The organism is Actinoplanes campanulatus, assembly GCF_014647795.1.
Classification (GTDB): domain Bacteria; phylum Actinomycetota; class Actinomycetes; order Mycobacteriales; family Micromonosporaceae; genus Actinoplanes; species Actinoplanes campanulatus.
The window spans coordinates 503,674-525,976 of sequence record NZ_BMPW01000001.1; the positions used below are offsets into that span (position 1 = coordinate 503,674).

At 71.7% G+C, this 22,303-nt stretch carries 20 protein-coding genes; 8 read left to right on the forward strand and 12 right to left on the reverse strand.

The window, feature by feature from the left end; all coding sequences use genetic code 11:
* Nucleotides 1–46 precede the first annotated feature (46 nt).
* Complete coding sequence (locus IEZ13_RS02200; RefSeq protein WP_183216104.1) at nt 47–1,834, reverse strand: sensor domain-containing diguanylate cyclase; 1,788 nt, start codon at nt 1,832–1,834, stop codon at nt 47–49.
* A 184-nt stretch (nt 1,835–2,018) separates the two neighbouring features.
* Here IEZ13_RS02200 and IEZ13_RS02205 point away from each other — a divergent pair, with 184 nt between their 5' ends.
* The 3 genes from IEZ13_RS02205 (at nt 2,019) to IEZ13_RS02215 (ending at nt 5,318) form a co-directional block, all read left to right on the forward strand.
* The gene (locus tag IEZ13_RS02205) at nt 2,019–3,761 is read left to right on the forward strand and encodes an alpha/beta hydrolase (RefSeq protein ID WP_183216106.1); all 1,743 of its coding nucleotides are present in this window, start codon (nt 2,019–2,021) and stop codon (nt 3,759–3,761) included.
* Nucleotides 3,762–4,072: 311 nt separating this feature from the next.
* Entirely contained in the window at nt 4,073–4,264 is a 192-nt protein-coding gene (locus tag IEZ13_RS02210; protein WP_183216108.1) for a hypothetical protein, read from the forward strand.
* A gap of 19 nt (nt 4,265–4,283) precedes the next feature.
* Nucleotides 4,284–5,318: a sialidase family protein gene (locus tag IEZ13_RS02215; protein ID WP_229794410.1), complete on the forward strand. Its 1,035-nt coding sequence runs from the start codon at nt 4,284–4,286 to the stop codon at nt 5,316–5,318.
* Here the strand turns inward: IEZ13_RS02215 and IEZ13_RS02220 are convergent.
* The gene (locus tag IEZ13_RS02220) at nt 5,308–5,946 is read right to left on the reverse strand and encodes a response regulator transcription factor (RefSeq protein ID WP_183216110.1); all 639 of its coding nucleotides are present in this window, start codon (nt 5,944–5,946) and stop codon (nt 5,308–5,310) included. The two genes, IEZ13_RS02215 and IEZ13_RS02220, sit on opposite strands and share 11 nt — an antisense overlap.
* Nucleotides 5,898–7,184: a sensor histidine kinase gene (locus IEZ13_RS02225; RefSeq protein ID WP_183216112.1), complete on the reverse strand. Its 1,287-nt coding sequence runs from the start codon at nt 7,182–7,184 to the stop codon at nt 5,898–5,900. The genes IEZ13_RS02220 and IEZ13_RS02225 overlap by 49 nt, the downstream gene beginning before the upstream one ends.
* Nucleotides 7,185–7,292: 108 nt before the next feature.
* Here IEZ13_RS02225 and IEZ13_RS02230 point away from each other — a divergent pair, with 108 nt between their 5' ends.
* From IEZ13_RS02230 to IEZ13_RS02245, 4 genes are all read left to right on the forward strand, one after another.
* Nucleotides 7,293–8,297, forward strand: coding sequence for a fatty acid desaturase family protein (locus tag IEZ13_RS02230; protein ID WP_183216114.1), 1,005 nt, complete (start codon nt 7,293–7,295; stop codon nt 8,295–8,297).
* A gap of 156 nt (nt 8,298–8,453) precedes the next feature.
* On the forward strand, nt 8,454–9,344 hold the full coding sequence (locus IEZ13_RS02235) for a CDP-alcohol phosphatidyltransferase family protein (protein WP_183216116.1): 891 nt from the start codon (nt 8,454–8,456) through the stop codon (nt 9,342–9,344).
* Nucleotides 9,345–9,426: 82 nt separating this feature from the next.
* Nucleotides 9,427–11,025: a phospholipid carrier-dependent glycosyltransferase gene (locus tag IEZ13_RS02240; RefSeq protein ID WP_183216117.1), complete on the forward strand. Its 1,599-nt coding sequence runs from the start codon at nt 9,427–9,429 to the stop codon at nt 11,023–11,025.
* A gap of 40 nt (nt 11,026–11,065) precedes the next feature.
* Nucleotides 11,066–12,700, forward strand: coding sequence for a GMC oxidoreductase (locus tag IEZ13_RS02245; RefSeq protein WP_183216118.1), 1,635 nt, complete (start codon nt 11,066–11,068; stop codon nt 12,698–12,700).
* A gap of 192 nt (nt 12,701–12,892) precedes the next feature.
* On the opposite strand, the gene IEZ13_RS02250 is transcribed toward IEZ13_RS02245, so the two are convergent.
* On the reverse strand, nt 12,893–14,359 hold the full coding sequence (locus IEZ13_RS02250; RefSeq protein WP_183216120.1) for a deoxyguanosinetriphosphate triphosphohydrolase family protein: 1,467 nt from the start codon (nt 14,357–14,359) through the stop codon (nt 12,893–12,895).
* Between the two features lie 24 nt (nt 14,360–14,383).
* Nucleotides 14,384–14,905 (reverse strand): LURP-one-related family protein, encoded by a 522-nt coding sequence (locus IEZ13_RS02255; RefSeq protein WP_221245023.1) that lies wholly within the window; start codon nt 14,903–14,905, stop codon nt 14,384–14,386.
* A gap of 149 nt (nt 14,906–15,054) precedes the next feature.
* Between IEZ13_RS02255 and IEZ13_RS02260 the strand changes: the two genes are divergently transcribed.
* Entirely contained in the window at nt 15,055–16,158 is a 1,104-nt protein-coding gene (locus tag IEZ13_RS02260) for an MBL fold metallo-hydrolase (protein WP_183216124.1), read from the forward strand.
* Here IEZ13_RS02260 and IEZ13_RS02265 read toward each other — a convergent pair.
* From IEZ13_RS02265 to IEZ13_RS02295, 7 genes are all read right to left on the reverse strand, one after another.
* Nucleotides 16,155–16,676: a nucleotidyltransferase domain-containing protein gene (locus IEZ13_RS02265; protein WP_183216125.1), complete on the reverse strand. Its 522-nt coding sequence runs from the start codon at nt 16,674–16,676 to the stop codon at nt 16,155–16,157. The two genes, IEZ13_RS02260 and IEZ13_RS02265, sit on opposite strands and share 4 nt — an antisense overlap.
* Nucleotides 16,677–16,700: 24 nt before the next feature.
* Nucleotides 16,701–17,636 carry a diacylglycerol/lipid kinase family protein gene (locus IEZ13_RS02270; protein ID WP_183216127.1) on the reverse strand — a complete coding sequence of 312 codons (936 nt, stop codon included), beginning with the start codon at nt 17,634–17,636 and terminating at the stop codon, nt 16,701–16,703.
* 43 nt (nt 17,637–17,679) lie between these two features.
* The gene (locus IEZ13_RS02275) at nt 17,680–17,877 is read right to left on the reverse strand and encodes a hypothetical protein (RefSeq protein WP_183216129.1); all 198 of its coding nucleotides are present in this window, start codon (nt 17,875–17,877) and stop codon (nt 17,680–17,682) included.
* A 26-nt stretch (nt 17,878–17,903) separates the two neighbouring features.
* A complete protein-coding gene (locus IEZ13_RS02280; RefSeq protein ID WP_183216131.1) occupies nt 17,904–18,470 on the reverse strand; it encodes a GAF domain-containing protein in 567 nt (188 codons plus the stop codon).
* A 45-nt stretch (nt 18,471–18,515) separates the two neighbouring features.
* On the reverse strand, nt 18,516–19,799 hold the full coding sequence (locus IEZ13_RS02285; RefSeq protein WP_183216133.1) for a hemolysin family protein: 1,284 nt from the start codon (nt 19,797–19,799) through the stop codon (nt 18,516–18,518).
* Between the two features lie 59 nt (nt 19,800–19,858).
* The gene (locus IEZ13_RS02290; RefSeq protein ID WP_372441812.1) at nt 19,859–20,827 is read right to left on the reverse strand and encodes a DNA-3-methyladenine glycosylase family protein; all 969 of its coding nucleotides are present in this window, start codon (nt 20,825–20,827) and stop codon (nt 19,859–19,861) included.
* Nucleotides 20,828–21,028: 201 nt separating this feature from the next.
* Complete coding sequence (locus IEZ13_RS02295; RefSeq protein ID WP_183216137.1) at nt 21,029–22,294, reverse strand: Pecanex-like protein 1; 1,266 nt, start codon at nt 22,292–22,294, stop codon at nt 21,029–21,031.
* Nucleotides 22,295–22,303: the final 9 nt, after the last annotated feature.

Below are 22,303 nucleotides of genomic sequence, written 5' to 3' on the forward strand. Positions count from 1 at the left end.
CACCACCGTTCATCCGGAAACTTCGTGCACCCAGTGTGCACGAAGTTTAGTCCGACGCGCGGTGTCGTCCCACCCGGGTCACCGTGCCGGCCGGGACCCGCCGAGAGTGCTTGATCTCGTACATGGCGTGGTCGGCGGCCCGCAGGGCCTCGTCCGGGTCACCGGCGGCCGGGGCCAGGTGCACCCCGACGCTGGCGCCGATCTGGATCTCGTGCCCGTCGATCCGGAACGGCAGCCCGAGAACGTACCGCAGGCGGTTGCTCATGGCGTCGACGTCCCCCGGGTCGACCACCCCGGGCATCAGCATGACGAACTCGTCGCCACCGACCCGGGACAGCACGTCGCTGGAGCGTACGCACGCGCTGAGCCGGTCCGCCACCTGGCGCAGCAGCTCGTCGCCGACCTCGTGGCCGTGCGCGTCGTTGACCGGCTTGAACCCGTCCAGGTCGACGAAGAGCACCGCCACCGCGTCGGCACGCAGCGACGAGTGGAGCTTGTCCTGCATCCGGCGCCGGTTGGGCAGGCCGGTCAGCGGGTCGTGCTGGGCCTCGTGCTCCAGCCGCTCCTGGAAGGCCCGGTTCTCCGAGATGTCCCGGGCGTTGATCACCACGCCGCTGAGAGCCGGGTTCTGCATCTGGTTGGAGGCGGTGAAGTCGAACCAGCGGTACTCGCCGCCGGCGGTCCGCACCCGGCACTGCAGGCGCAGCACGCCGGACGCGTCGGCCAGCAGGGCGGTCAGCCCCTCGCGCATCTGCTGCTGGTCCTCGGGGTGCACCACCTCGAAGACGCTGTGCCCGGTCCGCGAGCCGGCCGCGAAGCCGAGCACCGACGTGGTGCTGGGGCTGCTGAAGACGATCCGGCCGGTTCCGTCCAGGACCGACACCAGGTCCGGGGCGTGCTGGAAGAGCGCCTGGAACCGCTCGTCGGCGCGGCGCCGCTGGATCTGCGTCCGGTAGCCGAGGAGGGTGATTCCCACCACACCGATCGCCAGCATGGCGAGCAGGGTGAGGTTCAGGGTCTGGCTGCGGCTGTAGACGGCGCCGTCGAAGGAGGCCTGGGTCTGCGTCCGCACATAGGACCAGTCACTGGTCAGACCGCCGACCACCACCGCGATCATGTCCCGGCCGTTCTCGGTGTACTCGACGAACTGGGCTTCCCCGCGGTCCAGCCGTGCTTTGATGGCGGGGTGTACGACCTCACCGATGAGCGTGTCGTCGCTGGCCGCACCGACGCGCCCGGCGGTGTCGACGATCATCGTCTTGTGGGTCGTGCCGCGCAGTTCGCGGATGTAGTTCTGCAGCGGGGTCTGTCCCACCTCGTTGAGGCCGATCAGGTAGCCGACCGGGCCACCGCCGACCGAGACCGGGATGCCCACCGCGGCCACGTAGGTGTCGCCGGCGTTCATCACGCCGGAGAACCCGAACTTCTCGGTCTTGATCTGCTTCCACAGCGGCTCCCAGGCGGCGTCGTTCTGCGCCGGGAGGCCGCCGGTCCGGCTCGCGGTCAGGAAGTTCCCGTCGAGATCCGTGGTGATCATCCCGTACTGGAAGGTGGTGCTCTTCTTGGCGGCCACAGCGAGAGAGGTGCGGTCCTTGGCGTCGTCGGCGGCCAGGCGGACGGCGATCTGGCCGAGGAGGAGCGCGAGCTCCCTCGCCGAGTTCTTCTGGAGCTGGCCCGTAAGGGTGCCGTTGTTGGTGCCGAGCGCGGTGGTGTCGTTCTGATGCACCGTCTCGACCGCCTTGACGGTCGAACGGTTGACCAGAATGCCGACGACACCGGCACCGGCCAGCAGTAGCACGCTGACCAGCACCGCGATCCAGTTGCGCAGCCGCATGAAGTTCCTCCTCACCGCTTGTCATCGGCAATCGGCGGCCCGGCTGAACGAACCTGGGCGGCCGGAATTCAGGGGGAAATGGGGCGGCGCTCGGTGGCATAGACCCCCGATGATGGAGAGGAACGTGCCGGGTTGCTTCCGTCACCCCGGGCACGAGGCCGGCCGCGACGAAACGGAGCACCGGATGCGCAGACAGGTGGTGGCGTCGCCGACAGGCTGGCTGGCGCCCTTCCGTGGCCGGATTCCCGTCCCGCGCCCGTCACCCGGGCAGGCCCCTCCACACACCACCGAGCCATCGCTCACCCCGGCCCGGCGGCGCATCGTCCGCTCCGGCCTCAGCCTCACCGGCGCCGCCTTCGCGGCCGTCTTCTACTGCCTCTCCTTCACCCCGTCCCTGCTGCCCCGGGCATGGTCCCTCCAGGGCGTGGTGGCCGGGATCACCGCCGCCATGGGGTACGCACTGGGCGCCGCCCTGGGAGCGCTGTGCCGCCGCGGGTGGCGGCAGCCCACCGCCCGGACCGTCCGGATCGCCTGGAGCATCCTGTTCGCCGTGGTGCCGCTGCTGGTCGTGATCTTCCTCTGGCTGGGCACCCGCTGGCAGCGTGACCTGCGGATCCGCCTGGGCATGCCGCCGGCCGAGGAGCACGACGTGGTCCGCACCGTCGGGGTGAGCCTGCTCACCTTCGGCCTGCTGCTGCTGATCGCCCGGCTGCTCCGGCTGTCCACGCACGGGTGCGCCTGGCTCTTCCGGCAGTTCGTCCCGGCCCCGGCCGCCTGGTGCGCCGGCTCGGTGGTGGTGGCCCTGCTCGCGTACGGCGCCGTGGACAGCCTGCTGATCACCCAGATGTTCTCGATGGCCGACCGGTCGGCAGCCGTGGTCAACAGCGGGACCGGCGACGGCGTGCGGGTTCCGCAGTCACCGCTGCGCTCCGGCGGGCCACGGTCACTGGTCTCCTGGGACTCGCTGGGCCGGCAGGGGCGGGCGTTCGTGGCCGGCGTCCCGACCGGTGAGCAGCTGACCGCCTTCGCCGGACGGCCCGCCCTGGAGCCGATCCGTCTCTACGCCGGCCTGAGTTCGGCGTACACCGTCGAGGAGCGGGCCGACCTGGTGGTCCGGGAGATGGACCGGACCGGGGCCTTCGACCGGGCGGTGGTGGCGATCATCACGCCGACCGGGACCGGCTGGGTGGACAGCAAGGTGCCCCGCTCCCTGGAGTACATGTATTCCGGCGACACCGCGCTGGTGTCCATGCAGTACTCGTACCTGCCGAGCTTCTTCGCCTTCCTGGGCGACCGGTCCGAGGTGGTGGACGCGGCCGACGCTCTGATCGGCGCGGTCCGCGAGCGGTGGGCGGCCATGCCGGTGGGCGAGCGGCCCCGGCTGCTGCTGTTCGGCGAGAGCCTCGGGACGTACGGGATGGAGAAGACCTTCGGCACCCCGCAGAGCCTGGTCGACGGGGCCGACGGCGCGCTGCTGCTCGGGCCGACCTTCGCGAACCCGGCGCACCGGGCGCTCACCGAGGGCCGCGCCGAGGGCAGCCCGGTCTGGGACCCGGACTACCCGGGCCTGGCCGTCGAGTTCGCCGACGACGCGGCCGAGCTGCGCACCCTGACCGGCACCCGGCCCAAGGTGGTCTACCTCCAGAACGCGACCGATCCGGTGGTCTGGTGGAGCTGGGACCTGCTCTGGAAGCAGCCGGAGTGGCTGAACGGGCGGCGGGCCCCCGACGTCACTCCCGACATGCACTGGTACCCGGGCATCACCTTCTGGCAGATCAGCTGCGACCTGGTCTTCTCCAACAAGGTCCCGACCGGGCACGGCCACGTCTACAAGTCGGAGACGGTGGACGGATGGGCCACTATCGCTCCACCGCCGGGCTGGACGACGGCGGACAGTCTTCGTCTGCGGGCGCTGCTGGACGACTGAGGCCGGGCCGGTCGCCGAAACGGGAGTCCACCACGGCGGGCCGGTCGGGCACCGCGCCGGCATAGGCCCGGACCGCCAGGCCGGCCAGGAAGGCGACCACCGACATGACCGCCACACCGGCCACGGCACCCCGCCGGAAGTTTGATCGGAACCGGTCATCCATCAGCACACCTCCTGACGAAACCTCCCTCAATCGTGAATGCCGGACACATGGCTTCATACCCGGTTGTTCGGGCGACCCGGTACGGGTGACACCCGAAGGAGACCTCGGAACGTTAGTAACTGACGAGGGGCGCTGGAGGGAGACATCGATGGCCGAACCACCGGACGGGTTCCGGCGGATGCCCGGACAGCGGCCGCGCCCGGTGACCCAGGGCATCGCCGCCATGATCGCCGCGGTCGCGGTGCTGGGCGGCGGGCTGCTCGCGAACCGTCTGCTGTCCGGTGAGGACGACCGGCGGCCACCCACGCCGTCCCCGAGTCCATCGAAATCCGCCGCTTGACCCGGTAGGTTCGGCGGACATGACGCCGCATCGAAAACTGTCCATAGCAGCGCTCGCTCTCGTCATGCTCGGCGGTTTCGGATTCACCCCGGACCGCGGGCCCTCCTGGCAGCTCACCGACACCGGGGTCACCGCCCGGTTCCGTGGTCTGGCCCCGGTCAGCGGGAAGGTCGCGTGGGCGGCCGGCTCCGCCGGAACCGTGCTGCGCACCGTCGACGGCGGTCGCACCTGGGCCTCGGTCGGGCCGCCCGAGGCCGCCGCGCTCCAGTTCCGCGACATCGAGGCGGCCGACGCCCGGCACGCGGTCGCCCTCACCATCGGCAACGGCGCGGACTCCCGGATCTACGCGACCGCGGACGGCGGCGCCACCTGGACCGAGACGTTCCGCAACGACGAACCGGCCGCCTTCTACGACTGCATGACCTTCCTGGACCGCCGGCACGGCCTGGCGCTGTCCGACCCGGTCGGCGGGAGGTTCCGGATCCTGGCCACCTCCGACGGCGGCCGTACCTGGCGGGTCCGTCCCACCGACGGCATGCCGGACGCGCTGCCCGGCGAGTTCGCCTTCGCGGCCAGCGGCACCTGCCTGGTCTCGGCCGGCGGGCACGCCTGGTTCGCCACCGGCGGCGACGCCACCGCCCGGGTGTTCGCCTCCCGCGACGGTGGCCGGAGCTGGACGGTCACCGGGTCACCGGTGCCCAGCGGCCCGAGCGCCGGGATCTACTCGCTGGCGTTCCGGGACCCGCGGCACGGACTCGCGGTCGGCGGCGACTACGCGGCGCCCACGGCGGCGCCGGACGGCTCGGCGGTCACCCGGGACGGCGGCCGGCACTGGACCGTCTCCCGCACGGTTCCCGGCGAGTACCGGTCCGGGGTGGCCTGGCGTGGCCGGACCGCGCTGGCGGTCGGGCCGACCGGCAGCGACGTCTCCCACGACGGCGGGGTCACCTGGCGACGGTTCGACACCGGCAGCTTCGACGCGGTGGCCTGCACCGCGGACGGCTCCTGCTGGGCCTCCGGGCAGGACGGCCGGATAGCGAGGCTCAGCCGTTGAGATAGGCCAGGACGGCCAGCACCCGGCGGTGGTCGTCGTCCGACGGCGGCAGCCCCAGCTTCGTGAAGATGCTGTTGATGTGCTTGCTGACCGCCTTGTCGCCGACGAAGAGCTTGGTGGCGATCGCCCCGTTGGACCGCCCCTCGGCCATCAGCCCGAGCACCTCCCGCTCGCGGACGGTCAGGGCGGCCAGCGGCGGCTGGTGCCGGGCCAGGAGCTGACCGACCACCTCGGGGTCCATCACGGTGCCGCCGGACGCCACCCGGCGCACCCCGTCGATGAACTGGGCCACGTTCGCCACCCGGTCCTTGAGCAGGTAGCCGACCCCACCCCGGCGGTCGGTGAGCAGCTCCCGGGCGTAGAGCGGCTCGACGTGCTGGGAGAGGACGAGCACCGGCAGGCCGGGGACCACGGTCCGGGCCTCGATGGCCGCCTGGAGGCCCTCGTCGGTGAAGGTCGGTGGCAGCCGGACGTCGACGACGGCCACGTCCGGCCGGTGCTCGACGAGGGCGGGCAGCAGGGACGGCCCGTCCTCGACGGCGGCCACCACCTCGAAGTCGTACGCCCGCAGAAGCCGGGTCAGACCGTCCCGGAGGAGGGCGAGGTCCTCGGCGATGACAACGCGCACGGCAGCTCCATGGTCACGACGGTCGGTCCGCCCAGCGGGCTGGACAGGCTCATCGTGCCATCGAAGGCGGCGAGTCTGCGTTCGATCCCCCGCAGCCCGGTCCCGCGGTCCGGGTCGGCCCCGCCCCGCCCGTCGTCGCTGACCCGCAGGAGCAGCAGGTCCCCGGTGTGCCAGAGCTCCACGGCGGCGTTGCCGGCGCCGGAGTGCCGGGTCGCGTTGGCCAGCGCCTCGGCGACCGCGAAGTAGGCGGCCGACTCGACGGGCGTGTCCAGCCGGCCGGGCAGCGAGGCGGTGACCGTGGCCGGGATCGCACACGCCATGGCCAGCGCCCGCACGGCACCCGCAAGGCCGCGCTCGGCGAGCACCGGCGGATGGATGCCGCGGACCAGGTGACGCAGCTCGTGCAGGGCTGTCGTGCTGTTCTCCCGGGCCTCGGCGAGCAGTTTGCGGGCGGTGGCCGGGTCGGCGTCGATGATCTCCTCGGCCAGCCCGATGGTCATGCCCAGCGACACCAGCCGGGCCTGGGCTCCGTCGTGCAGATCCCGTTCGATCCGGCGCAGTTCGGCGGCCTGCGCGTCGACCGTGTCGGCCCGGGTGACGGTGAGCTGGCTGACCCGCAGGCGCAGTTCGGCGGCGCGGGTCGGGGCCAGGAAGAGCCGGGCCGTGTACGCCTCCGCCTGCCGCAGGTGGGGCGCCGCCGCCACACCGATGGCCAGGATCGCCGCGCCCTGCGGCAGGGACAGGAAACCCTCGCCGATGGTGTCGATCGGCCAGATCACGCCGTAGCCGTAGCCGTCGACGCCGAGCGACACCCAGAGCGGGATGAGCAGGATGCCCTCCGCCCCGTAGGCGACGATGCCCAGTGACACCAGCGCGAGGGCCAGCCCGGCGATCGCCCCGGGCAGCAGCCACGCCGCGTCCCGCCAGGTGGCCGGGTCGGTGACCAGCCACCGGTAGTGCCGGATGCCGCCCGGCACCGCCCGCTCCGGGCGCGGCCGGTACGGGCGGGCGATCACCACCCGGTAGCCGGCCGCCAGGCGCCGGGCCAGGTCGGCGCGCGCCCGGATCAGCATGGTCACCAGCGGCAGCAGCACCAGCCCGAGCCCGAGCACCGGAGTCAGCACGAGCGACACCACGAAGAGCACGAAGAGCGGGATGTTGACGATGGCCAGGGGGACGGCCAGCGCCGCGCCCGCTACGGCGTGCAGGCCGTCGCGGATCCAGTCACGCGAGTCCATGCCCCCATCCTGGCCGTACGCCGCCAGGATGTCGGTAGTGCCAGCCCTACCGGAGCACTGGGGGCTGACACTCCTGTCCCGGTGGTGCCACGTTGGTTATCTGTATGCATGACGACGACAGCCGAAACACGGTCCGGCAGCGACTTCGCCGAACTCAACCGCCGGATCAACGCCGCCGGCCTCCTGCGCCGCCGGCCCGGCCACTACGCCGTACGCCTGATTCTGGTCGCCCTCGCCTACCTCGGCGGCTGGACCGTGTTCGCCCTGGTCGGCGCCTCGTGGTGGACGCTGGCGGTGGCCGTCTTCCTGGCCGTCGTCTTCACCCAGGTGGGTCTGGTGGCACACGACCTGGCGCACCGGCAGGTGTTCCGCACCAACGCGCCGAGCGCCCGCGCCGGGCTGATCGCCGGGAACCTGGCGATCGGCATGTCCTACGGCTACTGGATGGACAAGCACACCAAGCACCACGCCAATCCGAACCACGACGACCTCGACCCGGACGTCAGCCCGGCCGCGCTGGTCTGGTCGGTGGAGCACGCCCGCGGCAAGGGCTTCCTGGTCCGCTATCAGGCCTGGTTCTTCTTCCCGCTGCTCACCCTGCTGGGAATGTCGCTCAAGCGGGACAGCGTCCGCGCGCTGCGTGCCGGGTCGGTCAAGCGGCGCGGCCTGGAGTCCGCGCTGCTGGGGCTCCACTTCATCGGGTACGCCGCCGCGCTCCTGATCGTGCTGTCCCCGCTGCAGGCGCTGGCCTTCCTGGTGGTGCACCAGGCGCTGTTCGGTGTCTACCTGGGGCTCACCTTCGCCCCCAACCACAAGGGCATGCCGCATCCGGACGGCACCGAGGACTACCTCCGCAAGCAGGTCCTGACCTCGCGGAACGTACGTGGTGGGCGGTTCGTCGACGTGGCGCTGGGCGGGCTGAACTACCAGATCGAGCACCACCTGTTCCCGGCCATGCCGATGCCGAACCTGCGGGCGGCCCAGCCGATCGTGCGCGACTACTGCGCCGAGATCGGCGTGCCGTACGAGATGACCGGACTGCTGGAGTCGTACCGGCAGGCGCTGCGGCACCTGCACGACGTCGGCGCGGAGTTGCGCGCGGGCCGGGCGTAGAGTCTGCGGGTGCGTGTCCGGAATCGACACCGGTTCGTAATAACTGAGCAGAATTCGGCTACCCCCCGCCGCGATCGACGTTACCGCTGGTAGTGACCTTGGTGAACCGACGGGGTACATAGCGTTTTCATGGGATTAAGGGATAAAGTGCCGCGGGTGAAGGTGACCTTGCAGGAGATCCGGGAACGGACCTACAAACCGGTCGACGCGTGGTGGACCGTGCTTCTGGTCGACCCCCTGGCGTCGCGACTGGTGCGTCTGGTGGCGCCGTACCGGTGGATCACGCCCAACATTCTGACCCTCGTCGCGTCGATCTTCGGCTTCGGCGCGGCCGCCTGTTTCGCCGTCGGTGAGCGGTGGTACCTCGTCGCCGGTGGAATCCTGTTCCACATCAGCTTCGTGGTCGACTGCATGGACGGCAAGATCGCGCGGCTGAACGGCACCGGGACGATGTTCGGGCAGTGGCTCGACTTCGTCCTCGACCGGGTCCGGGTCTTCATCATCGCCCTCTGCCTCTTCGGCGGTCAGTACGCGAAGACCGACAACGTCGCGTACCTCTGGCTGATGTCCGTGGCGATCTTCCTGGACCTGTTCCGTTACCTGAACAGCGCCCAGATGACCAAGGTCCGGAAGAGCATGAAGGACCAGCTCACCGCGTACCTCGAGCCGGTACGGGTGCAGGCCGAGCCGGCCGCCGCGATGGCCGAGCCGGTCGACGAGATGCCGGAGCCCGCCCCGGCGCCCACCGGCGGCGGCTCGCTGAAGAACCGGATCGGCGCGACGCTGCGCCGCAACCGGATCCGCACGCACCTGATCAGCGGCATCGAGTACGAGATGACGGTCTTCATCATCGGCCCGATCACCGGCCTGATCTTCCCGGTCACCATCGCGATCGGCGCCGGCCTGCTCGCCTTCGAGGCGTTCCTCATCTTCAAGCTGTTCCGCGCCTGCCAGCAGTTCCCCGCGAAGCTGGCCGCCGCCCAGGCCGCCTACGAGGAGTTCGAGGCGGGCCAGGACGAGGGCCGGCGCGTCCCTTCCACGGTCTGACACCCACGCGGTGACGCACCCCCGGCGGCCGGTCCGCCGGGGGTGCTCTCGTTCCGCCCGGTGGCCGGGCTAGATTGGCCCGATGCCACGACGCCGCCTGATCCATCTCCTGGCGGTTCTGGCGATGCTGGGGCAGATGGCGTTCGCCATGGTCACCACCGCGGTCCAGCAGTCGCCGACCATCGACGAGCCGGTCTACGTGGCCACCGCCGAGGTGTACCGGCAGCAGCACAGCCTGCGCTACAACCCGGAGCATCCGCCGCTCGGCAAGCTGATCATCGCGGCCGGGACGGCGCTGGCCGGGGCCGAGCTGGACCCGGCCTACCCGGGCAACCAGACCCGGCTGGGCCGGCACCTGCTGTACGAGACCGGCAACAACCCGTTCCGGCTGATGCTCCTGGCCCGCCTGCCGGTCATCCTGCTCACCCTGCTCTTCGGGCTGGTGGTGCTGGCCTTCGCCCGGGACGTGGCCGGGCCGCTCGCCGGGCTGATCGCCCTGGCCCTCTACAGCTTCTCCCCCGACGTGATCGCGCACGGCTCGCTGGCCACCCTGGACGTGCCCGCCGCCGGGATGCTGCTGACCGCCTTCTGGCTGGCCTGGCGCGCCCGCACCCGGCCGGCGCTCTACGTGCCCCTGGCCGGGGCCGCTCTCGGTGCGGCGCTGGCGACCAGGATGAGCGTGCTCCCCGCCGTACCGTTGCTGGCGCTCCTGGCCGGACTGTCGACCTGGCGCAACCGGACCGATCAGCGCGGCCGCCGTCTGTTGATCGCCGCGGGAGCGGCGCTGGGCGCCGGGGTGATCGCGGTGGCCGTGGTGTGGATCACCTATCTGATGGTGGATCCGCGGCTGCGCTGGACCACCCCGGCCGGCCTGGAGCAGATCCACGAGCTGAAACGGCTGGCCGTGGACCTGCTGCCGTTCCCGCAGGCCTACCAGGACGGGATGCTGATCCAGTTCAAGTTCGAGAACCGGTCGTTCAACGGGTTCCTGCTGGGTGAGGCCTACAAGGGCTCGCCGTGGTATTACCTGCCGGCCGCGATCATGATCAAGACGCCGCTCGGGATGCTGGCGCTCTGGCTGGCCGGCACGGTCACCATGATCGTGATCCCGCGGCTGCGGGCCGCCGCGCTCTACGTGCTGCCGGTCTCCGCGCTGCTGGTGGCGGTCGGCATGACCGGGGAGCGGAACTACGGCACCCGCTACTCGATCTTCCTGCCCATGTTCCTGGCCGTGGCCGCCGGTACGGTCGCGCTGATCCGCCTCAGGTGGGCGCGGATCACCACGGCACTGCTGGTGCTCGCCGTGGCGGTCAGCTCGCTGCTGACGTTCCCCTACTACCTGCCCTACTCGAACGAGGCGTTCGGCGGGACGGACCGGACCCACCTGAACCTGCACGACGCCAACGTCGACTGGGGGCAGGACCTCGCCCGGCTCGGGCAGCGGCTGCGCACCGACCATCCGGGCGAGCAGGTGTGGCTCGTCTACAAGGGCTCCGGTGTGCCGGGGTACTACGGGATCGAGGCGCGTGATCCGTACGCCGTCCCCGACGACCAGGTGCGCGGGCTGCTCGTGGTCTCCGACTCGCGGGTGGCGCTCGCCGGGCCCCGGCTGAAGAGCTGGATCGAGAGCAGCACCGAGATCGGGAACGTCGGCCACTCCATCCGTATCTACCGGCGCTGAGATATTGAGGGTTACCGGCCGGTAATGCTTAGGTGGCACGATGACGCACTACGACATCGTGATCGTCGGCAGCGGCTTCGGTGGCAGCGTCAGCGCACTGCGGCTGGCGGAGAAGGGCTACCGGGTCGGCGTGCTCGAGGCCGGCCGCCGGTTCACCCGCGACACCCTGCCCAAGACCTCCTGGGACCTGCGCAGCTTCCTCTGGGCCCCGCGACTCGGGCTGCGCGGCATGCAACGGATCACCCTGCTCAAGGACATCATGGTGCTGTCCGCGGCCGGGGTCGGCGGCGGATCGCTGGTCTACGCCAACACCCTCTATAGGCCACCCGCGCCGTTCTTCGCCGACCCGCACTGGTCCGGGATCACCGACTGGGCCGCCGAGCTCGACCCCTTCTACGACCAGGCGTCACGGATGCTGGGCGTCACCGAGCAGCCCAGCATGACCGCCTCCGACGTGGTGATCCAGCAGGTGGCCGAGGACATGGGGGTGGGCCACACGTTCCGGCGTACCCCGGTCGGGGTGTTCTTCGGCGAGCCGGGGAAGACCGTGCCGGACCCCTACTTCGGTGGCGCCGGCCCGGACCGCACCGGTTGCGTCGAGTGCGGCAACTGCATGATCGGCTGCGCCGTCGGCGCCAAGAACCGGCTGGACGTCAACTACCTCTACCTGGCCGAGCGCGCCGGGGCCGTGGTGCACCCGGACACCGAGGTCACCGCGCTGCGCCCGGACGGCGACGGCTGGCGGCTCCAGACCCGGTCCGGCGTCTTCACGGCCGGCCAGGTGATCCTCGCGGCGGGCGCGCTCGGCACCCAGCGGCTGCTGCACGCCATGAAGGACTCCGGTGTGCTGCCCGGGCTCTCCGGCCGGCTCGGCCGGCTCACCCGCACCAACTCCGAGGCCCTGCTCGGCGCGGCCACCAAGGACGTGCCGGAGCGGCCCTTCTCCGAGGGCATCGCGATCACCTCGTCGTTCCACCCGGACGCCGACACCCACATCGAGCCGGTCCGGTACGGCCCGCGCAGCAACGCCATGGGCCTGCTGTCGACGATCCTGGTGGACGGCGGCGGCCGGGTGCCGCGCCCGCTCCGCTTCCTGTGGCAGGCGCTGCGGCATCCGGTCGTCTTCGGCCACTCCCTGTCGGTCCGCCGGTGGAGCGAGCGCACCATCATCGCCCTGGTCATGCAGACCCTGGACAACTCGCTGACGGTCCGGCGCACCCGGTTCGGGCGGCTGACCACCACCCTCGGGCACGGTCGGGCCAACCCGGTCTGGATCCCGGTCGGCCACGAGGCGGTCCGGCGGATCGCCGACCGGATCGGCGGCTATCCCGGCGGCACCCTCGGCGACGTGGTCAACATCCCGCTCACCGCGCACATCCTCGGCGGCGCCACCATCGGCGAGTCGGCGGAGACCGGGGTGGTGGACGCGTACCACCGGGTCTTCGGACATCCCGGCCTGCACGTGATCGACGGCTCCACGGTCCCGGCGAACCTGGGCGTGAACCCGTCCCTCACGATCACCGCCCTGGCCGAACGGGCCACCGCCCTCTGGCCCAACAAGGGCGAACCGGACCAGCGCCCGCCCCTCGGCGACACCTACCGCCGCGTCGACCCGATCCCGCCGCACTCCCCCGCGGTCCCACCCCACGCCCCCACGGCCCTCCGCTGGGCCTGATGGCTCCGCTTCGCTCCGCGGCAAAACGCCTTGTAACCGGTGTCGAGGCAGGTGATTTCCCGCCGCAGCACACCCCGCTGCGTCGGGAAATCACTTGCCTCGACACCGGCGGCGTTTTGCGGGAATGGCGAGTGCACCGCCGTCCTAGTCGGGGGTGGGTGGTTGTGTGGGTCGGCTGGACCACCGGCGGGATCAAAGGACGGGGGCGTCGGTCCATAGCTGGCGGGAGCGGCCGGAGAGGGCTTCCAGGAGGCCGACGGCCTGGCTGTCGGTGAGGCCGGCCACGAAGTCGATGACGGCACGGCCGCGGGCCTGGGCGATACGGCCCGGGGTGCCGGCCGGGAGCTCGGCCTCGGCCAGTTCGACCAGGTCACGCAGGCGGGGTGGCAGGCGCTGTTCCTCGTCGGGATCGGTGAGCCAGGCGAGCAGGGCCTCCACCAGGGAGGACAGCAGCCGGCCCTGACCGCGCTGGTGCAGGGCCAGGTCGGGTCGTTCGAGGACGAAACGGTTCTGGACGAACTTGAGGATCTGCACCTCGTGCCACTGGGCGCGGGCCAGCTGGACGTGGCCGCTGCGGACGGCCGGCTGTTCGATCAGCTCGGCCGATTCGACGAGGCGGCGGGTCCAGTTCGCGGAGAAGGCGGCGACCCGGGCCTCGGCCTCCAGGGAGCCGTCGAAGGGCCGGGCCAGGAGGCCGTCGACGAGTTCGGCACGGACCAACTCGACGGCCCCGGCGAAGGCGTCGTCGTCGGCGATCCAGCCGTCCTTGCGGTGCAGCTGGCGGCGCAGCGACTCGATGGCGCCGCCGGCCCGGTTCAGGTCGGTCTCCGGGCCCCAGCGCTGCCAGGTCATCAGCTCGGTGGCGACCAGTCCCTGCTGGAGCACGCCGAGACGGTGCACGTCCTCCAGGTCGTGGATGGCGTACGCGATGTCGTCGGCGGTGTCCATGACGGACGCCTCGACGGTCTGCTGCCAGTCGGCGACCCGTCCGGAGAACGGCGCCCGGGCGGCCCGCACGTCGGCGATCTCGGTCGAGTAGGCGCCGAACTTGAGGGAGCCGCCGTCCGGGTCGTCGGGCGGCGCGGCGGCACCGCGCGGCGGCGGGTCCATGAACCGCGGGTGCGGGTCCGGATGGGTGCGCCGGGTCCACGGGTACTTGAGGATCGCCGCCCGGACCGCGTTGGTCAGGTTGAGCCCGATCGTCGCCTGGCCACGGATCTCGGTGCTGGTCACGATCCGGTACGACTGGGCGTTGCCCTCGAACCCGTCCGGCAGCCCGAGCCGGTGCCGGGCCAGCCGGTCCAGCACCCGCTCGCCGAGATGCCCGAACGGCGGGTGCCCGAGGTCGTGGGCGAGCGCCGCCGCCTCGACCACGTCCGGGTCGCAGCCGCCCAGCTTCTCGGCGAGATCCGGGGCGGCGGCCCGCAGCCGGTCGGCGATGGCCCGGCCCACCTGCGCCACCTTGAGGCTGTGGGTGAGCCGGTTGTGCACCAGCAGGCCCGCCCCGCCGGGACTGATCACCTGGGTGACCTCGGCGAGACGGGCCAGGAAGGGCGAACTGACGATCCGGTCCCGGTCCACTCGGAAGGGATTCGACGCCAGGTCACCGGGGGCGACCAGGCGGTCACCGAAGAGGCGCTGGGCACGCGGATCATCCATGCCCGAAAACTTACCGGGAGAGACTCAGCGGGACTGGAGGGCGTCCAGAGCGACGGCCATGGCCACCACGAGGCGGCGGTCCAGGGCCGGGTCGTGGATGCTGACCTGGTACGTGTCCCGCAGCCCCCACTTGCGCACCACCGAGAAGGCCGGCCGGCCCTGGATGGTGAAGTCGAAGTGGTAGGGCAGCCACGACAGCGAGTCCACGAACCGCCGCAGGATCGCCACCCACTGGTTGCGCTCCTGGCCGGTGATCTCGCCGTAGCCGGGCTGTTCGAGGACCCAGGTGGACCGGAACAGCGAGGCCGCGAAGCTCTTCCGGAACAGGCCGATGGGCTGCCCGTTCACGTCGGTGACATCGTAGGTGGCACCGAGGTCGATGACCTGGCGGGCCTTGAAACCGAGCAGCGGGGTCTGCTTGGTGTCGTCGGTGTAAAGGGTCACCTGCTCCTTGAACGCCAGCCGCTTCTGCTGGGCGAAGGCGAGGATCCCCGCCTCCCCACCGGTGGCCGGGTCGACGGAGTGGACCTCGTATTGGTTGACCATGAGACGGATGCGCTGGCGCACGATCAGGTGCTGCTGCGTTTGAAGGGTATCGAGCGTCACCGCGGCAGTGTGTCATACCCGTCACTTACTGAGTGGAGGCTGAGGGTGGCGGTGGCAGTCGCCGACCGGGGCAGGTCAGACTGGGTCACATGGCGAAGCGAAGGCGTACCCGTACCGTGATGGCTCTGGCGCTGGGCGCCGCGGCGGTGTGGGCCGCCCGTGACATTCCGGCGCAGCTCGGCGCCCGGGCGCGGGGCGCCCGGCTGGCCCGAGTCCAGACGTCGCCGCAGTTCTCCGGTGGGAAGTTCCGCAACACCGTGCCGGCCTCCGAGGTGACCGCCGCGTCGATGCCGCGGCTGGCCGCCGCGGCGCTGACCGGCCGCGAGGCACGGCGTCCGCATCAGCCGGTCCCGGTGCTCACCCCGCCGCCGGGCGGCGACGCCCAGGGTCTGCACATCACCTGGTATGGACACTCCTCCGCGCTGATCGAGATCGAGGGCCGGCGGGTGCTGCTCGACCCGGTGTGGAGCGAGCGCTGCTCCCCGTCCCGGCTGGCCGGCCCGCGCCGCCTGCACGAGCCGCCGGTCGCCCTGCGGGAGCTGCCGCCGATCGACGCCGTGGTGATCTCCCACGACCACTACGACCACCTCGACATGGCCACCGTGCAGACGCTGGTGGACCTCCAGGCCGCCCGCTTCCTGGTGCCGCTCGGGGTGGGCGCGCACCTGGAGCGCTGGGGCGTCCCGCCCACCCGGATCGTGGAGCTGGACTGGGACGAGCGAGCCAAGGTCGCCGGGGTGGAGTTCACCGCGACGCCGGCCCGGCACTTCTCCGGCCGTGGCCTGGCCCGCGACGAGACACTCTGGGCGAGCTGGGTGATCGCCGGCCCGACCCGGAAGGTGTTCTACTCCGGCGACACCGGCTACTTCCCCGGCTTCGCCGCGATCGGCGCCGAGCACGGCCCGTTCGACGCGACGCTGGTCCAGGTGGGTGCGTATGGGGACGCCTGGCCGGACATCCACATGACTCCCGAGGACGGCGTCGCCACCCACGTGGACGTGGACGGCGGCCTGCTCATCCCGGTGCACTGGGCCACCTTCAACCTGGCGCTGCACGACTGGGCGGAGCCGGCCGACCGGGTCTGGAGCGAGGCCAAGGCCCGCGGGGTTCGGCTGGCCGTCCCGCGCCCGGGCGAGCGGGTGGATGTCGACAACCCGCCGCCGGTCGACGGCTGGTGGCAGCAGATCGCCTAGAAGCTGTCCGGCAGGGCGATGCCGAAGCGGGCGCAGAGCAGCGGCACGTCGTGCCGGTCGGCGGCCCGGGGCGGGTAGCCGGTGTGCCAGCGGACCGCCCACTCCGGGACCTCGCAGCGCACCGGCTGCCCGTCGATCACGCCCTGCCCGTTCAGCGCCGCGGCCGGGAAGGTCACCCCGTCGGCGGGCGAGCCGAAGTGCAGCCGCCCGTCCGGGAGCCGTTCGTACAGATGCAGGTCGACGCGGAGCCGGGCGCCGTCGTGCAGCACGAAGTTCCACGGGCGGTCGCCGGGCCGCGGGAAGATGCGGTCGACGCCGCGGCCGGCCAGCGCCCGGAACAGCCACTCCAGGTGGGCCGCGGGGGCCCACAGGTCGAGGTCGGAGTGTTCCCGGGTCTGTTCGCCGAGCAGCGCGTCGACCGCCCAGCCGCCACCGAGGCAGACCTCCACCCGGTGCGTTTCGAGGGCGTCGAGGATCGCGGTGACGTCCCCGGCCGCCGCGACGTGCCGCCCCGCCATCCGTCCTCCCGATGTCCGAGAGGGTCAGGTTTTCGCAGCGGTGGCGTCCCCGGCCATAGGCTTTTCGGCCGGGACGCAGACCCGGACCGCCGACGGGACCACCTTGGCGGAGAACTTCTTCGTCCTGCTCCGGGCGCCACCGTCGAGTTCGTACTCCAGTTTGGAGCCGAGTTGGACGTCGACCCGGCGGGCGCGGGTCATCCGGACGAACGGTGAGTTGTCGGAGCGGGTGACCGCCATGGTGCCGAGCGCGCGGGCCCACTGGAGTGCGTTCTGGGCGGTGGCGACACCGACGTCGAGCCAGCCGTCGTCGGGGGACGCGTCGTCGAAGGCCCGGATGCCGCCGGTGATGGTGCCCACGTTGCCGATCAGGACGCAGCTGGCCTCGTCGTCGAACCAGGCGGTGCCGTCCACTTCGATCTTCACGCGCGGGGCCTCGCCGTTGACGTGGCGCAGACCGGTCCAGACGTACGACAGTTTGCCGAGCCGGTCCTTCAGCCCGCCGTCGGCGTCCTTGATCATGGCGCCGTCGAAGCCGACGCCGGCCATCACGGCGAAGTGCTCGCCGGCGATCCGGCCCAGGTCGAGCCGCCGGCGCTCGCCGGTGAAGGCGATCTCGACGGCCTTCTCCAGGTCCTCCGGGATGCCGAGGTTGCCGGCCAGCAGGTTGCCGGTGCCGGCCGGCATGATCGCGACCGGGATCCGGCCGCCGCCCTTCTCCCGGGCCAGTACGTCCAGGGTGCGCTGGACCATGCCGTCGCCGCCCCAGACGACGAGCAGGTCGGCGCCGTCCCGGATCACCTGACGGACCCGTTTCGGCGCCTTCCGGCTCTTCGGGACCTCATGCCAGATCAGATTCTCGACGCCGCGGCCGGTGAGCAGGCGGCGCAACTCGTCGAGCCCACCACCGAGGCTCTTCCGCTGGTGGGCGACGACGGCGATCGTGCGAGGGGTGCGCATGACGCCGCCGTTACCCGGTCCGGCGGAAATCCAATCAGGGGGCTCAGCGGAACCCGAAACGGCGGCGCTTCTTCCGGCCGAACAGCGTCTGCACGGTGTCGGCGCCCTGCCGGAGCAGGCGCGACGCCCGGTTCGGCCCGCGCCGGCGCTCGACCGCGGCGCTGAGCCTTCGGGCTCCCGCGGCGCCGAGCGGCACGAGAATGGCGGTCAGGATGACTCTGCGAGCGAAGGTCCAGATCATGCCTTTCGATTACCCACGAACGGTGATCAGTTCACGGTCTCCCGCATGCGTTGTTCGGCGGCCGCGCTGCGGATCACCATGAGCCGCAGCTCCAGTTCATCGGCGACGATCGAGGCCAGGTGCTGGAGGGCGGTGAGCTGCCGCGGGTTCGCCTCCCGGGGCACGCTGTCGATCACGTTGACGGTGCCGAGGCGGTAACCGTCGTGGGTGCGGATCGGTGCGGCGGCGTAGAAGCGCAGGCCCAGCTCACTCCGGACCAGGGGGTGCTCCAGGGTGCGCGGGTCCACGGCGGCGTCGTTGATCACGTACACGTCGTCCTGCGCGATCACCGAGGCGCACAGGCCGGGTTCCTTGCCGATCTCCCGGACGCCGGTCAGGCCCTGGCAGGCGGCCAGCCACACCCGGTCCTGCTCGACCAGGGACACGGTGGCGATCGGCGTGCCGAAGAGGGCGCCGGCCACGAAGGCGATCCGGTCGTACGCGTCCTCGACCGGCTGGTCCACCAGCCGGTAGCGGCGCACCGCCGCGAGCCGGGCCTGCTCCCGCGGGTCGGCGTTGTCCAGGTACTCGTAGGCGTTCGACGACTCTGTCATGCATCGAAGCCTATTGCCGCCGGACGTGATCCGTCGCACACCAGGTCAGTCGGCGTCGATGGACTCGGCCAGGGCGCGGACCCGGACCCGGGTGATGGCCCGGCCGGTCACCTCGGTCACCTCGGCGGTGAACTCGGGCAGCGTCACCACCTCCCCCGGCTCGGTCGGGATGTGCCCGAGCGCGGCCAGCACCATCCCGGCGATCGTGGTGTAGTCGCCCTCCTCCGGCGGGTTGCCGCGGAACCCGACGTCGGGCAGGTCGTGAATGGGGAACGAGCCGGGCATCAGCAGGGCGCCGTCCGGCTCCCGTACGGTCGAGGCGACGTCCCGGTCGGTCTCGTCGTAGATCTCCCCGACGATCTCCTCGACCAGGTCCTCGATGGTGACGATGCCGTCGATGGCGCCGCGCTCGTCGACGATCAGGGCGAGCGGCTGCCGTTCCGCCCGCAACTGCATGAGCGCGTCGGAGACCCGCAGCGTCTCCGGCAGGAACAGCGGCGGCCGGGCCACGTCGTCGACCGGACCGTCGGCGCCGACCAGGTCCCGCAGATGCACCACGCCGATCACATCGTCCAGCCCGGCTTTGCCGATCACCGGCGCCCGGGAGTGCCCACTGTCGATCAGGATGCGAAGCGCCTCGGCGGCCGGCCGGCCGCTGGGCAGGGTCAGCACGTCACGGCGGGGCACCAGGATCTCCCGCATGATCCGGTCGGCGATCTCGAAGGCGCCGGTGATGATGGTCCGCTGCTCGGCGGAGATCTCCTGCTGGGCGGCGACCAGCTCGCGGATCTCCTCGGCGGTGACCTCGTCACGCCGGGCGTGCGGGTCGACGCCGGCCAGGCGCACCACCCCGTCGGTGGCCCTCCCGAGCAGCCAGACGGCCGGGCGGGAGAAGTTCGACAGCTGGTCGAGCGGCCGGGCCACCAGCAGCGCCCAGCTCTCGGCCCGCTGCATGGCGATCCGCTTCGGCGCCAGTTCGCCCAGCACCAGCGTGACGAAGGTGAGCACCACGGTGGTCAGGAAGGTGGCCGCCGGCTCGGCCGCGGTGCCGGCGAAGCCGAGCTGGCCGGCCAGCGGCTTCGACAGGTAGAGGGCGACCACGGCGGAGGCCAGGAAGCCGGCCAGGGTGATGCCGATCTGGATGGTGACCAGGAAGCGGTTGGCGTCCCGGGTGAGCCGGGCCAGCACCCGCCCGCGGCGGGATTCCCGCTCCAGGCGCTGGACCTGACCCTCCCGCAACGAGATGAGGGCCATCTCGCTGCCGGTGAGCACCGCGTTGACCAGGATCAGCAGAAGCACCAGGAGGATCGGCACACCGACGCCACCCATCAACCCACCCTCCGGGACAAAACGCACATTCGGTGAACACCGTAGCGGAGGGTGGCGGATCAGAACCGCGCGAACGACCGCAGCGGCATCCGCGGACCGAACTTCGGCGCCTGGATGCCACCCAGGGCGAGCAGGCCACAGACCCGGCCCCGGTGGCCACGGAACGGTTCGAGCAGCTCCAGCATCCGGGCGTCGGTGCCGCGCGGCTCCCCGGCCAGCGCCCAGGCCACCGTGTTGGGGATGTGGAAGTCGCCGACGCTGACCGCGTCCGGGTCGCCGTAGGCGTACCGCACCGTCTCGGCGGCGGTCCACGGGCCGATCCCGGGCAGCGCGGTCATCCGGGTGGTCGCCTCGGCCGCGTCGGCGCAGCGCTCCAACCGGTCCGCGACCCGCGCGGCCCGCAGCAGGGTCTCGGTGCGGCGCTGCTCGACGCCGAACGGATGGAACTCCCAGTAGGCGGTGGCCGCCACGACGGCCGGATCGGGTGGCAGCAGCAGACCGGCCGGGCCCGGCGCCGGCTCACCGAAATGCCGGCAGACCGCACGGTACGACCGGTGCGCCTCCTTGCCGGTGACCTTCTGCTCGAGGACGGCGCGGAGCAGTCGCGGGAAGACCTGTCCGGTGGCCGGTAGGCGTACCCCGGAGAAGGTTTTGGCCAGACGGGCGACCAGCGGATGCCGCGCGGCGAGCGTGGGCAGATCGCCCGGATCGTCGCGGAGACCGGCGATCGCGTCGGCCCGGTCGGCGGCCCATTCGGCGCCCGGCCCGTGACCGGTCGCGATCAGCTCCCCGGCGGCGCGGGCCAGGTGCAGCGAGGCGGGCCCGGCCGGGGTACGCATGGCGAGCCAGAGACCGTCCTCGCCGAGCCGCCCGCAGGGATCGTGTTTCGGGACCAGCAGTGGCCGCACCGAGACGGCGAAGGCGTAACGCTCGGGTGGGCGCAGGCGGCGGACGACTTCCACCGCGCCACTATGACACTCCGTGCGGGCAGACCGATGGCCCTGACCGTGCTCCGGGGTCAGGGCCATCGGTGTGGTGACCGGACGCCCGAGAATGTCCGGTCTCCCTCTGCGGCGCCGAACCCGGTGGTGGCCGGGTGGCCCGCCGCGCTCTCGTCCAGCAGGGGGAAGGACGATCGCCGGACCGAGGGGGGCCCGGACCGGGGTGGGAGACCTCGGTCCGGTTCGGTCCGGCGACGCGGCAGCGGCGTCCGCGGTCTTTGCCGTCGGTCAGCGAACCCGGATTTTGACCGAGTCGAAGGCCGGCGTCTGGTTGGCGCGCTCCATCATCGGGATTCGGTGCGAGCCGTCACCGGCCCACGAGGAGCACTGGAAGGTGCCCGCCTGGGGCAGACCCGGCACCTGGATGGCGACGGTGTCCGGCTGGGCGCTGCCCTGGCTGTCCTCGGTCGCGACGAAGAACGCCGGGACCGGGTCCGGGGCGGGCGCCTGGTTCTGGCTGTCCAGGATCCGGCACGCGGTGTGGAAGTGACCGCGGACCAGGCCGCCCTGGAGCACGCTGGACTCCACGTAGTAACCGCCCTGGCCGGCCGCGAGGAACCGGTCACGGATCAGGTTCCGGGTGCTCACCTGGAGGGTGAACGGGGTGTTCCGGTTGACCTGCCGGGGCGCGCCGGTGATCAGCAGCGTCGGGTTGTTCGCGGCGGCGCCGACCTCACCGAACTCGGTCGAGACGCAGCGGTTGCCACGCTGGAAGCCGTCGTGGTCCTCCAGGTCGGAGGTGTCGCAGCTGTTGGTCAGGATGCCGAGCCCGGCGCCGGGCGGCGGAGTGGTGGCGGTGGGAGCGGGGTCCGGCTGGTCCCCACCGTTGTCACCGCCGTTGTTGCCGCCCTGGTTCTGGTCGCCACCACCCTGGTTCTGGTCGCCACCACCCTGGTTCTGGTCGCCACCACCCTGGTTCTGGTCACCGCCACCCTGGTTCTGGTCACCGCCACCCTGGTTCTGGTCATCGGCGGGGGCGCTGGTCGCTCCGTCGGCGGGCGCGCTGGTGGCTCCGTCGGTGGGCGCCGCGGCGCTGGCGCTCGGTGCCGCGCCGCCGCCGTTGTTGTTGCCCTGGCCGCCACCGTTGTTGTTGCCCCGGCCGCCGTTGTTGCCGCGGTTACGCCGGAGGGTGGTGGCCTCGGTCTCGGAGGCGACGTTGTTCAGCACCCACTCACGACAGCGGTTCTGCACGTCCGCGGTCGTCGCCACGTCACCGGCACCGTCGTCCGGGTGCTGCGTGACCTGACCGTTGTTCGTGGTGTACGTGCCCCGCCGGGTCTGGGTGGAGAGCCGCGAGGACTTCGGCGCCCGGAGATCGTCACACGCCGCCATGGCCCGGTCGGTGACCGTGTCCTCGGTGGCCGCGTTGGAGATCTGGGTGACGGTCACTACGCCGCCGAACGCCGCCAACGCCGCAGCGCCGATGACCGCGATGCGGCGCCGACCGCTGAACCAAGTCGGGGAATTGGCGCGGCGGTACTTGGACCTTCGCATGGGTGACAC

Excerpts from the sequence above, each read along its gene's own strand:
- IEZ13_RS02200 (WP_183216104.1), bottom strand. The coding sequence starts at position 1,834 with ATGCGGCTGCGCAACTGGATCGCGGTGCTGGTCAGCGTGCTACTGCTG.
- IEZ13_RS02205 (WP_183216106.1), top strand. The coding sequence starts at position 2,019 with ATGCGCAGACAGGTGGTGGCGTCGCCGACAGGCTGGCTGGCGCCCTTC.
- IEZ13_RS02210 (WP_183216108.1), top strand. The coding sequence starts at position 4,073 with ATGGCCGAACCACCGGACGGGTTCCGGCGGATGCCCGGACAGCGGCCG.
- IEZ13_RS02215 (WP_229794410.1), top strand. The coding sequence starts at position 4,284 with ATGACGCCGCATCGAAAACTGTCCATAGCAGCGCTCGCTCTCGTCATG.
- IEZ13_RS02225 (WP_183216112.1), bottom strand. The coding sequence starts at position 7,184 with ATGGACTCGCGTGACTGGATCCGCGACGGCCTGCACGCCGTAGCGGGC.
- IEZ13_RS02230 (WP_183216114.1), top strand. The coding sequence starts at position 7,293 with ATGACGACGACAGCCGAAACACGGTCCGGCAGCGACTTCGCCGAACTC.
- IEZ13_RS02240 (WP_183216117.1), top strand. The coding sequence starts at position 9,427 with ATGCCACGACGCCGCCTGATCCATCTCCTGGCGGTTCTGGCGATGCTG.
- IEZ13_RS02245 (WP_183216118.1), top strand. The coding sequence starts at position 11,066 with ATGACGCACTACGACATCGTGATCGTCGGCAGCGGCTTCGGTGGCAGC.
- IEZ13_RS02250 (WP_183216120.1), bottom strand. The coding sequence starts at position 14,359 with ATGGATGATCCGCGTGCCCAGCGCCTCTTCGGTGACCGCCTGGTCGCC.
- IEZ13_RS02255 (WP_221245023.1), bottom strand. The coding sequence starts at position 14,905 with ATGGTCAACCAATACGAGGTCCACTCCGTCGACCCGGCCACCGGTGGG.
- IEZ13_RS02260 (WP_183216124.1), top strand. The coding sequence starts at position 15,055 with ATGGCGAAGCGAAGGCGTACCCGTACCGTGATGGCTCTGGCGCTGGGC.
- IEZ13_RS02265 (WP_183216125.1), bottom strand. The coding sequence starts at position 16,676 with ATGGCGGGGCGGCACGTCGCGGCGGCCGGGGACGTCACCGCGATCCTC.
- IEZ13_RS02270 (WP_183216127.1), bottom strand. The coding sequence starts at position 17,636 with ATGCGCACCCCTCGCACGATCGCCGTCGTCGCCCACCAGCGGAAGAGC.
- IEZ13_RS02275 (WP_183216129.1), bottom strand. The coding sequence starts at position 17,877 with ATGATCTGGACCTTCGCTCGCAGAGTCATCCTGACCGCCATTCTCGTG.
- IEZ13_RS02280 (WP_183216131.1), bottom strand. The coding sequence starts at position 18,470 with ATGACAGAGTCGTCGAACGCCTACGAGTACCTGGACAACGCCGACCCG.
- IEZ13_RS02285 (WP_183216133.1), bottom strand. The coding sequence starts at position 19,799 with ATGGGTGGCGTCGGTGTGCCGATCCTCCTGGTGCTTCTGCTGATCCTG.
- IEZ13_RS02290 (WP_372441812.1), bottom strand. The coding sequence starts at position 20,827 with ATGGCCCTGACCCCGGAGCACGGTCAGGGCCATCGGTCTGCCCGCACG.
- IEZ13_RS02295 (WP_183216137.1), bottom strand. The coding sequence starts at position 22,294 with ATGCGAAGGTCCAAGTACCGCCGCGCCAATTCCCCGACTTGGTTCAGC.